The sequence below is a fragment of the Pseudomonas sp. IT-232MI5 genome (genome assembly GCF_949767845.1).
In the GTDB taxonomy this organism is placed as follows: Bacteria; Pseudomonadota; Gammaproteobacteria; order Pseudomonadales; family Pseudomonadaceae; genus Aquipseudomonas.
This window is the reverse complement of record NZ_CATKQE010000059.1, coordinates 61761-76539: the sequence shown is the minus strand read 5'-3', so window position 1 is coordinate 76539 and position 14779 is coordinate 61761. Positions and strand designations below refer to the sequence as shown.

Annotated in this window: 11 protein-coding genes; 9 read left to right on the top strand and 2 right to left on the bottom strand. The window is 57.7% G+C overall.

Annotation, left to right across the window (positions count from 1 at the left end):
- Positions 1-266 precede the first annotated feature (266 nt).
- From ACM6JQ_RS25270 to pgm, 4 genes are all read left to right on the top strand, one after another.
- A complete protein-coding gene (locus ACM6JQ_RS25270) occupies positions 267-1289 on the top strand; it encodes a zinc-dependent alcohol dehydrogenase family protein (RefSeq protein ID WP_007914918.1) in 1023 nt (340 codons plus the stop codon).
- A 547-nt stretch (positions 1290-1836) separates the two neighbouring features.
- A complete protein-coding gene (locus ACM6JQ_RS25265) occupies positions 1837-3288 on the top strand; it encodes a hypothetical protein (RefSeq protein WP_414894855.1) in 1452 nt (483 codons plus the stop codon).
- Between the two features lie 49 nt (positions 3289-3337).
- On the top strand, positions 3338-4735 hold the full coding sequence (locus tag ACM6JQ_RS25260; RefSeq protein ID WP_042704921.1) for a PLP-dependent aminotransferase family protein: 1398 nt from the start codon (positions 3338-3340) through the stop codon (positions 4733-4735).
- A 105-nt stretch (positions 4736-4840) separates the two neighbouring features.
- Positions 4841-6484, top strand: coding sequence for a phosphoglucomutase (alpha-D-glucose-1,6-bisphosphate-dependent) (pgm, locus tag ACM6JQ_RS25255; protein WP_007914911.1), 1644 nt, complete (start codon positions 4841-4843; stop codon positions 6482-6484).
- Positions 6485-6556: 72 nt separating this feature from the next.
- On the opposite strand, the gene ACM6JQ_RS25250 is transcribed toward pgm, so the two are convergent.
- Positions 6557-7252, bottom strand: a complete 696-nt coding sequence (locus ACM6JQ_RS25250) for a pirin family protein (RefSeq protein WP_414894854.1) — start codon at positions 7250-7252, stop codon at positions 6557-6559.
- 279 nt (positions 7253-7531) lie between these two features.
- On the opposite strand from ACM6JQ_RS25250, the gene ACM6JQ_RS25245 reads away from it, so the two are divergent.
- Positions 7532-10006, top strand: a complete 2475-nt coding sequence (locus tag ACM6JQ_RS25245; protein ID WP_414894853.1) for a UvrD-helicase domain-containing protein — start codon at positions 7532-7534, stop codon at positions 10004-10006.
- A gap of 49 nt (positions 10007-10055) precedes the next feature.
- Here ACM6JQ_RS25245 and ACM6JQ_RS25240 read toward each other — a convergent pair whose 3' ends face one another.
- Positions 10056-10328 (bottom strand): DUF1652 domain-containing protein, encoded by a 273-nt coding sequence (locus ACM6JQ_RS25240; protein WP_414894852.1) that lies wholly within the window; start codon positions 10326-10328, stop codon positions 10056-10058.
- Positions 10329-10591: 263 nt separating this feature from the next.
- On the opposite strand from ACM6JQ_RS25240, the gene ACM6JQ_RS25235 reads away from it, so the two are divergent.
- The 4 genes from ACM6JQ_RS25235 to ACM6JQ_RS25220 are packed head-to-tail and all read left to right on the top strand — an operon-like array spanning position 10592 to position 14397.
- Positions 10592-11407, top strand: a complete 816-nt coding sequence (locus ACM6JQ_RS25235; protein ID WP_123375151.1) for a helix-turn-helix domain-containing protein — start codon at positions 10592-10594, stop codon at positions 11405-11407.
- Positions 11408-11459: 52 nt separating this feature from the next.
- On the top strand, positions 11460-12866 hold the full coding sequence (locus tag ACM6JQ_RS25230) for an NAD(P)/FAD-dependent oxidoreductase (RefSeq protein ID WP_414894851.1): 1407 nt from the start codon (positions 11460-11462) through the stop codon (positions 12864-12866).
- A 41-nt stretch (positions 12867-12907) separates the two neighbouring features.
- Positions 12908-13252 (top strand): cupin domain-containing protein, encoded by a 345-nt coding sequence (locus ACM6JQ_RS25225; protein ID WP_414894850.1) that lies wholly within the window; start codon positions 12908-12910, stop codon positions 13250-13252.
- A gap of 59 nt (positions 13253-13311) precedes the next feature.
- Positions 13312-14397: a polyamine ABC transporter substrate-binding protein gene (locus ACM6JQ_RS25220; RefSeq protein WP_007914896.1), complete on the top strand. Its 1086-nt coding sequence runs from the start codon at positions 13312-13314 to the stop codon at positions 14395-14397.
- Positions 14398-14779 lie beyond the last annotated feature (382 nt).

The following is a 14779-nucleotide window of genomic DNA, read 5'->3' as shown; positions in this document are numbered from 1 at the left end:
GAGTCCTGGCAGAGTCATCAAGCTTGACGAGAGCGGCCATATGAGAACAATGGCCGGCATGAATCTTACGGGGAAAGGCTGGTACTCTGCACCGGAAAATTCAGCTTGAATGAGACGGTGGCAGCAGTTTTTCATGGATTTTGCCACTGCCGCCCCTGTTGCGGAATCAATGACAGGCATGTCGACTATTAATAGCCACTGATAGTCTTGGGTCAAAAGCCCAGATAGAGTTCATGGCATTAGAGGTTACTTTGACGAGGTTTGCGATGTCCCGCACGATCCGTTTTCACAAGTTTGGTCCGGCCGAGGTGCTCAAATGCGAAGAGCATGCGGCCGCTCAGCCAGGTCCTGGCGAAGTGCAGGTGCGTGTCGAGGCAATCGGCATCAGCTGGTACGACACCCTGTGGCGTCAGAACCTGGCATCGTCCCAGGCACGTTTGCCATCGGGTCTTGGCCATGAAATGGCCGGCGTGGTCACTGCAGTCGGTGCCGATGTCGAGGACCTGTCCGTCGGTGACAAGGTCGCGAGTTTTCCGGCTGAAAGCCCGAACGACTATCCGGTCTACGGCGAGTCGATCGTACTGCCGCGTACTGCGCTGACCCGTTATCCGGATGTGCTCAGCCCGATCGAAGCCAGCGTGCATTACACGCCACTGCTGATCGCCTACTTTGCCTACGCCGATCTGGCGCGGGTCAAGCCGGGGCAATTCGCTCTGGTCACGGACGCCAGCCATTGTGCCGGTCCCTCGTTTGTCCAGTTGGGCAAGGCGATGGGCGTGCGGGTGATCGCTGCGACCAAAGAAGCCGAAGAGCGCGAGTACCTGCTGTCCCTCGGTGCAGAAAAGGTCATCGTCACCGAAGAGGAAGATCTGTTGATGCGAATCAACAAGATCACCGACAACCGTGGTGTCGATGTGGTGTTCGACGGTCTCGGCGGCCCACAGATGTCGCTGCTTGGCGATGTGCTGGCGCCGCGTGGCAGCCTGGTGCTGTACGGTTTGCAGGGCGGCAACCAGACGCCGTTCCCGGCCTGTGCAGCGTTCCAGAAGAACATCCAGTTTTTCGTGCACTGCATCGGCAACTTCACCGGCAAGCCGGAACTGGGCATCACTCAGGACCACGTCGCTCTGCAACGTGCCTTGCGTGACATCAACCAGTTGACCGCTGATCGTGTGTTGCTGCCGCTGAAAACGCGGGTTTTCCCGTTCAACGAATTCGTCGAAGCGCATCGCTACATGGACGAATGCCCATGCCGCGAACGGGTTGCCCTGCAAGTCGAACCGGCGTAAGCCTTGTCATCAGAGTCCGTGGCCCCACGGACTCTTGTGCGTTTACCTCCCTCCTGAAAAACACAGCGCTCTGGTGCAGCCCCCGGGACCGTTCAGCAACTGAACTGGTTTTTGCTCCCTATCTGTATCTTCTAATCACAATGTAAGCCCTGATAATTGAATGATTACTTTCATCTCAAGGAATGAGCCATGGCTGTGCATTCAATTTGTCCTGCGCGATATCAAACGAATAAATCGATTGATCAAGCCAACTTTTGTTTAATTGTTGTAGGGCTATTCGGAAACTGCTTCTCTTTTTCTTGTACTCACTTGTCGTGGGACATTGTGGGAAGTTTCCTAGGACTGCGTCCGGAAAAAAATATCCCTGCAATTACAGCGGTTTGAGGCTGTTGGTCGGTCGCTGAAGGGGTTTTTGCAGCTCAAGTGTTTCAAATAACTACAAACTTGTAAGTGTTAGCATTCGAACGTCTATTACTTATTGATGAATTGTCGCCAGACTGATTTTCAGTCCGCGCGGCATGAAACTTTCGATACCGGGTAAATACCGATGAGCACGATCCATGATCAGGCAATGAACTATGTCTACCAGCAAGTATTGCAACGTTTGCTGAGTTTCTTCTCTCGCGCGGAACGCACGGCGTTGCAGTTGCTGATCCAGCGACTGGCAGTGGCCGCCGGCGGTATGGAGAACATCGGTCATTTCAAGGTTCTGGTGAACCAGTCAGGGTCGCGCGACAGTTGTTATACGCTGGCCCTTTTACGGGCCGCACAACTGACCATTGCTGGCCGATCGCCCGCGACCTTTCAGCTGCGGGTCGCCAACCTGCGTTGGAACGGCAGCAGCCCGGCGTCCCTGCAAAACATGCACCGCAGCTACAGCGCGCTGTTTCTGTATGACGATCCACGAGTCGAACTGGTGATGGTGGATCACCGCGAGGTCCTGCCGTTTGATCATCAGGCACCCATTGGCGAGGCGGGGCGTGAAGCCAACCGCATCAATCTGTTGCTGATCGGCCATCGTCGAACCTGGAACGAAACGCTTGAACTGTGGGATGACGCTTATCTGGCCACTGCCGAGTTCTACGGTCAGGTTGCCCGCTGGAACAATGGCGTCGATGCGATGGTCGGCAGTGAATCCGTGCGCCGTCAGGGGCACTTCCTTGAGGGATTGGGGCGCGCCGCGCAGAAAGCCGCGATTGCCGGGCCGCAGGTGAGTTCTCTCGGCTTTGACATGCTGTTCCCGCTTCTCGATGGACTGGGTGGCGATTATTACCGCGAGTTTTATCCCGAAGAAGAGCGGGTAGCGTGGCGTCCCGAAGGTCAATTCGAGGCCTGTCGGCGCACCAGTTTCATCAGCATCAACGACATGATTGTCGGCAAGCTCGAAGAACGCTGGCCCTTGCTGAGTGATTTTCTGGGTTTTCAGGCTGATGACCTGACGCTGTATCAAGGTGATAACGAACATGTGGAACCTCTGGTAGCTGCGCATCTGCAGGGCTTGCAGGCGCACTTCATCGAGGGACGAACCTACGAGGCTGGCGTCAGCGATTACCTGAAAAACAGCCTGATATCCATGCGACAAAAACAGGTTCCCGAACCTGTTTGCGAACAGTTGCTGGCGAGTTTCGGCAATCTGCAGGCACTCGAGTCTCTGCGTAAGCAGGCAGAAAGCGCTCTGCAGGCCAATTTTGAACTGAATGAAATCCAGCTGACGTGCTTGCTGTTTTCACCGTTCATCAATGCTGGCGCCGGGCTCGAGCGGTTCTTGCGCAATTGTCACCCCGGCATGTTGGTGGCGTTGCCGGATCTGCACCGGGCGATGCAGGGCCTGCATGCGCCGGAACAGGTCATGAAATGGATGACGGATGTCAGTGGGCTGCCGGTCAGGCTGATTGTGCGCCTGTATGCAATGGGGCCTGTTCATATGCCTGCTGCCGGTGAAAAAGCCTCGCAGGACCCGGTCGTTGAACCGGCAGCTGATCGATCAGCGGAGGGGTGAACGTGAGCCTCGTGCAGGGAGATGGAGCCATGCCAACGGACGCGAGCTTGTGAAAGCGGCGAGGCAGAATGACTTTGTTTATCAGGCGGTATATCGATATCTCACGCTGCTGATAGACGAGGCGGGCAGTGGCTCGGCGGTGCGCTTGCCTTCACTGCGACAACTGGCGGATCGGCTCAATGTGTCGATCTCGACGGTCCAGTACGCCTATTCGCTGCTGGAAAAGGAAGGCAGGGTCTATTCAATCGCCAAATCCGGATACTACGCGCAAGCACTACACGTATCGGACTCGCCCGATAGCGGCAGTGATTTGCTGGAAACCGTTTACGTCAATGCCAGGCGCCCGGGCATGTGTGTGCTGAGCGCCGATGAGCCGGCCTCTCTGCAACCGCTCGACAGTCCGTTACTGATGCTGGAGCGCGAACTGCTGCGTCAATATCCGCGCCAGCCGCAAGCGCTCGTGCAACCTTGCGGAGAGCTTGAGCTGCGCACGGTAATGGCCGCGCGCTATACCTCGTCTACCGCCAATTACTGGCGTGCGGATGACGTCTATATTGGTGCTGATCTGCGCGGTGTCCTGGACATTCTGATTTCCGTGCTTGAGTTGCGTCGCGCCACCGTGGTCGTCGAGTCGCCCTGTGACTGGGTGATCTTGCGTCTGCTGGAAGCCGCCGAGGTGCGTGTTATCGAACTGCCATTTGCCGGTGGCGTGATTGATCTGCAGCGCCTGGAGTCGGTGCTCAAGAGTGAGTCGGTGCGTTTGATCCTGTTGTCTTCGGCGTTGAGCATGCCGCGGGGCAGCCTGATACCGCTGAGCAACCAACAGGCAGTCGCGCATTTGCTCGGGCGCCATGGCACTTGGGTGCTGGAAAACGATTGTTACAGCGAACTCCACGAAGGAGGGGGCACCCAACGATTGCGTGATTGGCTGGACCCTGATCGTCTGCTGGTGTTTTCCACGTTCGAAAAATTCATTGGTGCCGAGGCACCTTTCGGCATATTGCTCTCACGGCAGTGGCGCAACGAGTTGCAGCGGCATTTTCTGTTGCGCGCGTTTCGCTTGTCGCCGATCCGTCAGAAGGCCGTTGCCAGGCTGTTGGCGGGTGGTCGGCTGGATCAGCATTTGTTGATACTGCGACGAATGCTCAAGGAGCGTCGCACGCAATTGATTGAGCTGTTGCGTGAGCGTCTGGGCGATGCGTTGCAGGTTGTCGAACCCCAAGGTGGCGCGACCGTGTGGGTGCGTTCTCTGCGGCCGGTCAACATGGCACAGGTGTTCCAGCGCCTGCTGAGGCAGCAGATCATTATTGCGCCGGGCGAGCTGTTCAGCCTGCAAGGCCTGCATGCGCAGCATGTGCGATTGAGTCCGCTGAGCCACGGCGAGCATGACCTGGCCCGCGTGGTCGGCCTGCTCGGTGACGCCTTGCGCCTGGCACCCGGTGAATAACGTTAAAAAACATCGGGAGCGTCCCGGATAGATCCCATCGCACTGCGGTCAAACTGCCAGTAAACTGCGCTCTATTCCTGAATCACTCTATTTCAGAGGTTTTGCATGACACTCAGTCCTTTTGCGGGCAAACCGGCACCGGCAGAATTGTTGGTCGATATCCCGCGACTGGTAACGGCTTACTACACCGGACAGCCTGACGCCTCGATTTCCACTCAGCGTGTGGCGTTCGGAACTTCCGGGCACCGGGGCAGCTCGTTCGATTTGAGTTTCAACGAGTGGCACGTTCTGGCCATCAGCCAGGCGATCTGTCTGTATCGCGAAGCCCAAGGGATCACCGGGCCGCTGTTTGTCGGCATCGACACCCACGCCCTGTCGACTCCGGCCGGAGCCAGCGCGCTGGAAGTACTGGCCGCCAACGGTGTCACCGTGATGATCGCCGAAGGTGATGAATACACGCCGACGCCGGCCATTTCCCACGCCATTCTCTGCTACAACCGTGGCCGCACCTCGGGCCTGGCGGACGGCATCGTCATCACGCCGTCGCACAATCCGCCACAAAGTGGTGGTTACAAATACAACCCAACCAACGGCGGGCCGGCCGACACCCACATCACCAAATGGATCGAAGCCAAGGCCAATGAACTGTTGGCCGCCAAACTGGCCGGTGTGAAGCGCATCAGTTACGAGCAGGCGCTCAAGGCCAGCACGACGCATCGTCACGACTACGTGAACACTTATGTGGCCGACCTGATAAACGTGATCGACTTCGACGCCATTCGTGACGCCAAACTGCGCCTGGGTGTTGATCCGCTGGGCGGAGCAGGGGTGCGCTACTGGTCGGCGATTGCCGAGCATTACCGCCTCGATCTGCAAGTGGTCAACAAGGAAGTCGACGCGACGTTCCGTTTCATGACCGTTGACTGGGATGGCCAGATTCGTATGGACCCGTCGTCCAGCCACGCGATGCAAGGCCTGATCGGCCTGAAAGAGCGTTTCGACGTCGCTTTTGCCTGCGACCCCGATCACGACCGTCACGGCATCGTGACGCCGTCCGGTGGTTTGCTCGCGCCGAACAACTATCTCGCTGTTTCGATCGATTACCTGTTCCAGAACCGCCCGCAGTGGCGTGCGGATGCTGGCGTCGGTAAAACCGTGGTCAGCAGCGGTCTGATCGATCGCGTGGCCAAGCGCTTGGGGCGTCGTCTGTACGAAGTTCCGGTCGGTTTCAAATGGTTCGCCGACGGCCTGTTCGATGGCTCGCTCGGCTTCGGTGGCGAAGAGAGCGCGGGCGCATCGTTCTTGCGCAAGGACGGTGGCGTGTGGAGCACCGATAAGGATGGCCTGATCCCGGCATTGCTCGCCGCTGAAATGACCGCGCGCACCGGTCGCGATCCGAGCCAGGCCTACAAGGCATTAACCGATGAGCTGGGCGAACCGTTCTCGGTGCGCGTCGATGCCAAGGCCAATCCGGAGCAGAAAGCGTTGCTGAGCAAGCTGTCGCCTGCGCAGGTTACCTCGACAGAACTGGCCGGCGAGAAAATCCAGAGCATTCTCAGCCATGCACCGGGCAACGATCAGGCGATTGGCGGTCTGAAAGTGATGACTGAAAACGGCTGGTTCGCCGCGCGTCCGTCGGGCACCGAAGACATCTACAAGATCTACGCCGAAAGCTTCATCAGTGACGACCACCTCAAGCAATTGGTCGTTGAAGCGCAGACGCTGGTAGATGGCGCCATTTCCGGCTGATGAAGTCGGCAAGCGCATGAAAAAAGGGGCAACCGTCTGGTTGCCCCTTTTTTTTGCCTGCCATTCGAGCGATCAGGCCAGATCCACCAGGACAATTTCACTGTCCTCAATGGCCGTGACGCTGAGCACTCGTTCCTGCGCCACCGCCACACCGTCTCGAGCTTGTGCACGCAAGCCGTTGACCTCAATCACGCCAGTGGCCGGCACCAGATACGCACGACGACCTTCATCCAGCTGATATTCGGCAGTTTCCCCGGCTTTGAGATTGGCCGCGACCAATCTTGCATCAGCGCGAATCCGCAAGCTCTGGTCATCACCTTCCTTGCCGCTGGCCAGCGTGACAAAGCCTTCGCGCTGGCCTTTCGGGAATGGTTTGGCACCCCACGAGGGTGGCGCGCCGGTTTCCGTTGGCAGGATCCAGATCTGGAAGATCTTGGTGTCCTTGGCTTCCAGGTTGTATTCGCTATGCGCGATGCCGGTGCCGGCGCTCATCACCTGAACGTCGCCAGCCTCGGTGCGACCCTTGTTGCCGAGATTGTCCTGGTGAGTAATCGCACCTTCACGGACATACGTGATGATTTCCATGTCGCGATGCGGATGTTGTGGGAAGCCAGTACCTGCGGCGATCACGTCATCGTTCCACACCCGCAGGTTGCCCCAGCTCATGCGCTGCGGATCGTAGTACTCGGCGAACGAAAAGTGGTGATGGGCATCCAACCAGCCGTGGTGGGCGCCGCCCAGCGAGCTGAAGGGTCTGAGTTCAATCATGATCGTCTCCTCAAAAGGTTCGTCATGGGGTGTGAATGGTTGACACCCGACGCGACACCGGTGGTTTATGACGGCCATCATCTATCAGTCAATAATCGATAAAAAGCGTAAAAAGTGCGGCGTTATTATCGAATTGATCGATTGGAAACAAGCTCGAAAGGGTCTCATCTCACCTTCAGTTCATCGCCTAAACCAATGACCTGTAAGCATTTCGCTAGAACTGAACGGCAAATACAGACACCATAGCCGCAACAGCCTCACACACTGGAGTCCGTCAGCGTGGCGCAACACACCCCCGATCTTCCTCCCGAACTTCGCCCCTTGGCCGAGATGCCATGGTTCAAACGTCTGGCTGCGCGCTTTTTCGGCCATGGTTTGACCCGGCTGCGCGCTCAACACCGAGCATCGTGGTTGCACGGTCAGGCCGATGGCTTTCGCAGCGGGCATACCGCCGGCGTCGAATATGGCTTTAAGGAAGGCAAGCTTGAGGGGCTGGAAGAAGGCCGTCAGGTGCTGCTGATCCGTGACAGTCGTAACACTGAGCATCGACCACCCAGTGTCGATAACCATCTGTTTGACGATTGGCGCCTGCCGCTGACGGCCGAGCTGAAAAAGCGCATGAAGGCCGATGTCGCCCGTTTGCTGCCGGAGCACGCTCAGCCGAGCGCTGCACAATGGAAGATGATTTTCAGCGAAACCCCGTCAACCTCAGTGGTTGCTGGCGCAGGCGCGGGCAAATCCACCACGTTGGTGCTGCGAATTCTGTTGCTTAACCACTATCTGGGTTTTGAGCTGGACTCGATGACCGTGGTGACCTTCACCCGCGAGTCGCGCAAGGATTTCATCAACAAACTGATCGAGCTGTTCGCGCTCTGGGGCCTGGCGCTGAATCTGCGTCAGGCACGCGATCTGGTGCGTACTTTCCACTCGCGCATCCTGCCGATGGTGCGCAGCTTGCCGGGTTTCGAACGTCTGCAGGCCTTTGAAAACCTCAGCCACCGCGCACAAGGTGATGAGCAGGAGGTCGACAGTAACCCCTTCGACCTGCGCATCAACGATGCACAACGCCAGCAACTCAACGCCTGTTATCAGCGCTTGTTTAATGAAGACGAGCGTTTCCGCCAGTTGATTCAGCCGCTGTCCCGAGCTGGTTTGCAGCTCAAGGAGCTGGAACGCGATCATCCGGACGTGCAAAAACGCGTAGCGGTGACGCAGTTAGCCTCCCAGCGCGATGAAGAACTGTGCGATGCCATCGAAGATCTGTGGTTCCGCGCTGGCGCCTGGCCGATCAAGGGCATTGAGCCGAACCGGCAGAGTTTCGATATCAACGGCGCGAAATTTCACTGTCATGGCTACATTCCGAGCCTGGATGCCTGGGTGGTGCTCGGTTTCGATCCGCGGGAAAACCCGCAAACGAGCCGGCCAAATGCCAAGCTCAGCGTGCGCGCCGAGTGGGCAGTCAAGCGCACCCTGTTTCAAGCTTTCTGTCGTAAGCCTCTGATTTGGCTAGATAGTTACGAATCGTCAAGGCGTGTTCTGGCCACGTTGGCGGGTGATGCCAGCGCCGGGCCGGGCTTTGAGTACAAGGTCAAGGGCGAGCTGGCTTCCGCGCCATTGCTCGACTGTTTTGTCGCGGCGGCCGGTTTCATCGAAAACCTCGGCCTGGACGTTCCAGACGCAGTCGGTCGCATGAGCTTTGCCAAGGACGACCCAGACCGGTTTTTCTTTGAGGCACTCAGCCTGTTCTGGCGGGCCTTTGAAGATCATCTGCTCGACCAGAAGCCGCCGATCATGACCTACAACCGGATGTTCGCGCTGTTCAGCGAGCACTCACCGGAGAACCTCAAGTTGTTGAGCGATGAGTTACTCAGGCCGTTGTCGCACTTGATGATCGACGAGTTTCAGGACGTTTCGCCGCAGATCGTTTCGTGGATTCGCGCCAGCCTCACGGAAATCCGCAGCCGTGGCCCGGCCATGCACGTCGGGCGGGGCGCGCAGCGTTCATCGCTGCTGTGCGTCGGTGATGACTGGCAGTCGATTTACGGCTGGCGTGGCAGTTCGCCGAGTTACTTCATGGCGTTCGACAAGGAGTTCCCGTCGCCAGGCACCACGCGAGTGATGCTCAGTGACAACTATCGCAGTCACCAGCACATCATCGATGCCGCTGAACACATCGTCCGCGCGGCGCCGGCGATCCCCGGCAAAAAAGCCAAGGCCAGCGGTGCGCCCAAGCCGTTGCAGCCGGTCAATGTGCTGGAGCGCGATGATCAGGCCTTGGGGCAGCGCCTCGCCGAGCACTACCGCCAAGGTCATTCGATCTTGATGCTTTATCGAAAAAGTAGCGATAAGTTATTGATTGAAGAGCATATTCAGTCAGTAGTTAATGTTGATTCGAGCTTGCCGTACGAAGCGCGGCGTCTCAAGCAGCTGACCTACCACAGCGCCAAAGGCTTGCAGGCCGACGCGGTGTTTCTGCTCGGCGATTGCCAGCACCTGACCAGTTCGCCCTACAAGAACCAGGTCTATCGCATGGCAGGTTTGGGGAAGTCGGGCGACAGCGAACCGTACGACACTGCGCAAAAAGACGAAATCCTGCGCCTGGCCTATGTCGGTATTACACGGGCGGTCAGCCATTGCTACTGGTTCGTCGAACCGCAGGAAGCGCAAGCGGTGAACATGCCGCGGGCGTCTGACCGGGTGGCCAAGGGCAAGCCGTTCTTCGTTGATCACCGTGTTACCAAACAAACCGCATAGGCACAAAAAAGCCCGCAGAGATGTGGGCTTTTTGTTTTAAATCAAAAGCTTATGCGTAGCTTCTGAGAGACTCCGGAGGTACGAAGGTTTCCAGTTCATCCTCCACAGCCTCGATGATTCGCTCCACATCCGCTGCATTCATCACCGTCGCACACGGGATGCCAGCAATGGCGATCATGGTTTCGCCGCTGGCACGATCAAACAGACGGGCGATCATGCTGCCCGGCGCGTCCATCGTCGCCTCAAAACCCATGGGATGAAAATGCCAGCGCATCAGTTGGCATGCATTGGGAAACGTGACTTTGCTTGACCCTTTATTCATGTGTTGCCCGCCTTCTTCATCGAGCGCTTCCGTTTGCTCATGTTAGGTGGGAAGAGCCTTCATTGGCTCAACCGGTGACTGACATTAAAAGTAGCATCTGCATGTGAAATTCCTGTGAGATTTTTCAGTTCATTTTGCGATTGCTTCGCATTTTTTGATGTAAGTCACGGCCTACGCAATCGTCGCCAAATGGCCACTACGGATTAGTCATTGAAGCTCGCGCCGAACTTCGGCAAGCTCGATTCTTTTGCGCCGAGCCCTTTATGCACGCCGACGACGACGGCCCAGAACAGACCCAGGCCACGGCGGCCACGGTCATGCGCTATCACCTGAGCTGGAAGCACCGTGACCTCGACAGCGTCATGGCGCTGTATCACCCGGACATCCAGTACAACGATTTCTTCCAGAATCGCGTGCTCGGCCTTGATGAGTTGCGCGAGTACGTACGCGTCAGCATGCCGCGTGAATCCGACGAACTGCTCGAGCATTGCGACCGCATTCGCGTCGACGGCAACACCGCATTCATCCAATACGAAGTGACCTTGCGCGGCGGCGACGGACTGGTGTCGTTTCGCTCCAGCGAGGCGATCACGGTCAAGGACGGGCTGATCTGGCGCGTCAACGAATACGCTTCGCTGGTGCGCACGCAAACTCACGGCACAAACTCGGCAAGTCAGCGCCCGGCGGTCAGTCGCCTGGGCTTGTCGCCGCGTCAATTGAGTTTCATGGCTGAAGACCTGCAACAGTACTTTGAAAAGCAGCAGCCGTATCTCGATCCTGAACTCGACTTGCAGCGGGTGGCGAAGGAGTGCGGCTACAGTCGCAATCAGATTTCCTATCTGCTCAATCAGGTGCTTGGGCAAAGCTTCTATCGCTACGTCAATCAGGCGCGCCTGCAGCATTTGCTGCGTGCGCTGGATAACGCCACACCGCCGGTGCGTATCGATGAACTGGCTTTCGCTGCCGGTTTCAATTCGTTGTCGGCGTTTTACAGCTGTTTCCGCCAGCACACCGGTCAGTCTCCGAAGGCTTACGTTAAACAAATTTCTTTGCGGACACGCGCGCAAGACAGCAACTGAGCACAGCCACTAGGATCGACGCCATCGAAGGTTTTCAGTGGCGGAGTCTTGCATGCCGGCGTGGCGCACTATCAGTTTGTGGATGGATCAACTCGATGAGCCGCTGACCGCGCGGCCCGAGCTTGAGCGAGATATGGACGTCGACGTGGCGATCATCGGCGCCGGCTACACCGGCCTGTGGACGGCGTACTACCTGAAGAAACTCGCGCCGGGCCTCGACATTGCGATTGTCGAAGCACAAACCGCCGGTTTCGGTGCCTCCGGTCGCAATGGTGGCTGGCTGATGGGCAACCTGCTCGGCGAGGATCGCTTGCTGGCCGGGCTGTCGCCAGAGCAACGCCGCGCGTCCTTCGATCTGCTGCACAGCATTCCCGATGAAGTGGAAATTGTTCTCGAACGCGAAGGCATCGACTGCGATTACCGCAAGGGCGGCGTGCTGTATTGCGCGGCGCGCTATCCGGAGCAGGAAGCCACGCTGCGTGAGTATCTGGCCAAACTACATGCCCAGGGCCTGACCGACGACGATTACCGCTGGCTCAGCCCCGAACAACTGGCCCAGCAGATCCGTGTGGCCAAACCCTATGGCGGGATTTACGCGCCACACGTGGCGACCATCCACCCGGCGAAACTGGTTCGCGGCCTGGCGCGCACCGTGCAAAACATGGGCGTGAAGATCTACGAAAACAGCCCGGTCACCCATTGGCAGTCGGGCAGTTTGCGCACGGCGAAAGCCAGCGTGCGCAGTCGCTGGATCGTGCCGGCCGTCGAAGGTTATTCGGTGACTCTGCCGCCGCTGGGCCGTTATCAGTTGCCGGTGCAAAGCCTGATTGTCGCCACTGAACCGTTGTCGGCGGCAACCTGGGAGGAAATCGGTCTCAATCGCGGCCAAGCCTTCAGCGAATTCAGCCGCCAAGTCACTTACGGCCAGCGCAGCGCGGATAACCGCCTGATCTTTGGCGCCCGTGGTGGTTATCAGTTTGCCGGCAAGTTGCGGCATAACTTCGATCTGACCCGCGATGAGGTCGAGCTGCGCCGCTATCTGTTCGGCGAACTGTTCCCGCAACTGAAAAACGTGCAGATCACCCACGCCTGGGGCGGCAACCTCGGCATGTCCCGGCACTTCAAGCCGCACATGCTTTGCGATCGCGCCAACGGCATCGCGCTGTCCGGCGGATATGGCGGGGAGGGCGTTGGCGCGAGCAATCTCGGCGGGCGCACCCTCGCGGAGCTGATTCTTGAGCGCGACACCGAACTCACCCATCAGCCGTGGGTGCTGCCGGACGGCGGCATTCATGCCCTGCGCGCCTGGGAGCCAGAGCCGTGCCGCTGGCTCGGCTACAACGCGATCATCAAAAGTTTCGTCCACGAAGACCAGACCCTGGCCAACCCGGCGACGGCGCCATGGCGGCGCAAACTCGCCAGCCAGGTCGCGGGCTTCATGGAAGGTTTCATGCATTGAGCGTCGAATTAATTCAAGAAAGCCCAAAGACAGGTCAGACCATGAGCATTACCCAGTTCAAAAACACTGCAACCCTGACACTCGATGAATCCAACCCGGTGACCGTACCCCTCGGCGAACCGGTGGCGATCGCCTCGACCACCAGCGTCGAGCGCGATGACGGCGTCGAGACCGGCGTCTGGGAATGCACGCCCGGGCGCTGGCGCCGGCAGATCACCGCGCAAGAGTTCTGCCATTTCATTTCCGGGCGTTGCACGTTCACCCCTGACGGTGGCGGCGAAACCCTGCACATACAAGGTGGCGACGCACTGATGTTGCCGGCCAATACGCTCGGTATCTGGGATATCCAGGAAACCGTGCGCAAGAGCTACGTGCTGATTTTCTGATTGTTTGATCCTTTTGATTGCCTGCCAACAAAAAAGAAAACCCACACAGGAATCGATCCATGATCCGCAAGACCCTCGCTCTGGCACCGCTGATGCTCGCCGTTTCCCTTGCTCAGGCAGCGGAAACGGTCAAGGTTTACAACTGGTCCGACTACATCGCGCCGGACACCACCAAGAACTTCGAAAAAGAGACCGGCGTGGGTGTCACTTATGACGTCTACGACAGCAACGAAACGCTCGACGGCAAGTTGATGACCGGTAAATCCGGTTACGACGTGGTGTTTCCGTCCAACCACTTCATGGCTCGGCAGATTCAGGGTGGGGCGCTGAAGAAACTCGACAAGAGCCAGTTGCCGAACTGGAAGAATCTCAATCCGGTGCTGCTCAAAGCCCTGCAAACCAATGACCCGAACAACGAACACGGCTTTCCCTACCTGTGGGGCAGCACCGGCATCGGCTACAACATCGCCAAAGTCAAAGCGGTGCTGGGCGACAACGCACCGGTGGACTCCTGGGATCTGATCTTCAAGCCCGAGTACATGGAAAAGCTGCAGAAGTGCGGCGTGGCGATCCTCGATAACGGCCCGGAATTGCTGCCCGCGGCGCTCAACTACCTGGGCCTGCCGCACCACAGCAAGAATCCCGAGGACTATAAGAAAGCCGAAGCGCTGCTGATGAAAGTGCGGCCGTATGTCAGCTACTTCCATTCCTCGAAATACACCAGCGACCTGGCCAACGGCGACATCTGCGTGGCGGTCGGCTTCTCCGGTGACATCCTGCAAGCCGAGAACCGCGCCAAAGAAGCGAAGAATGGCGTCGACATCGGCTACGCGATTCCCAAGGAGGGCGCAGCGATCTGGTTCGACATGGTCGCCATGCCCGCCGACGCGCCGGACGAGAAGGCTGGTTATGCGTTCATGAACTACCTGCTCCGCCCGGACGTGATGGCCGGCATCAGCAACTACGTGCATTACGCCAATGGCAATGAGCAGGCGGACAGCCTGATCGACCCGGCCATCAAGAACGACACCAAGGTGTATCCGAGCCCGGAGATGATGGGCAAATTGTTTGCGCTGGAGGCGATGCCGTTGAATATCGACCGGATCCGCACTCGCGTGTGGAACAAGATACGCACCGGTAGCTGATCCGCTTTTCCCCTGTAGGCGCTGCCGCAGGCTGCGATCTTTTGATCTTGCTTTTGAAAGGCAAAGTCAAAAGATCGCAGCCTCGTTTCACTCGTCAGCTCCTACAGTTTGGGTGAGCCATTTGGTTGATATCAATACACTGGCATCGCACTAATAAAGTGCAGGAAAGTGAGACGCGCCTAACAAAAAACAACTTACCCATATTTAATATTTAAATAGAAAATCGTCAGACAATTAGGCAAAAGCTCCGCAACTAAAACATTCTTTCACCTCCGCACGCTTTGTTTACGGCAGTTTCCCGAAACAGTCCGATTTGATCCAAAAAAAATCCTTTACGGCAGATTTCAAATTGTGTCAGGTTTCTTACGCCTTCATTGGGCGA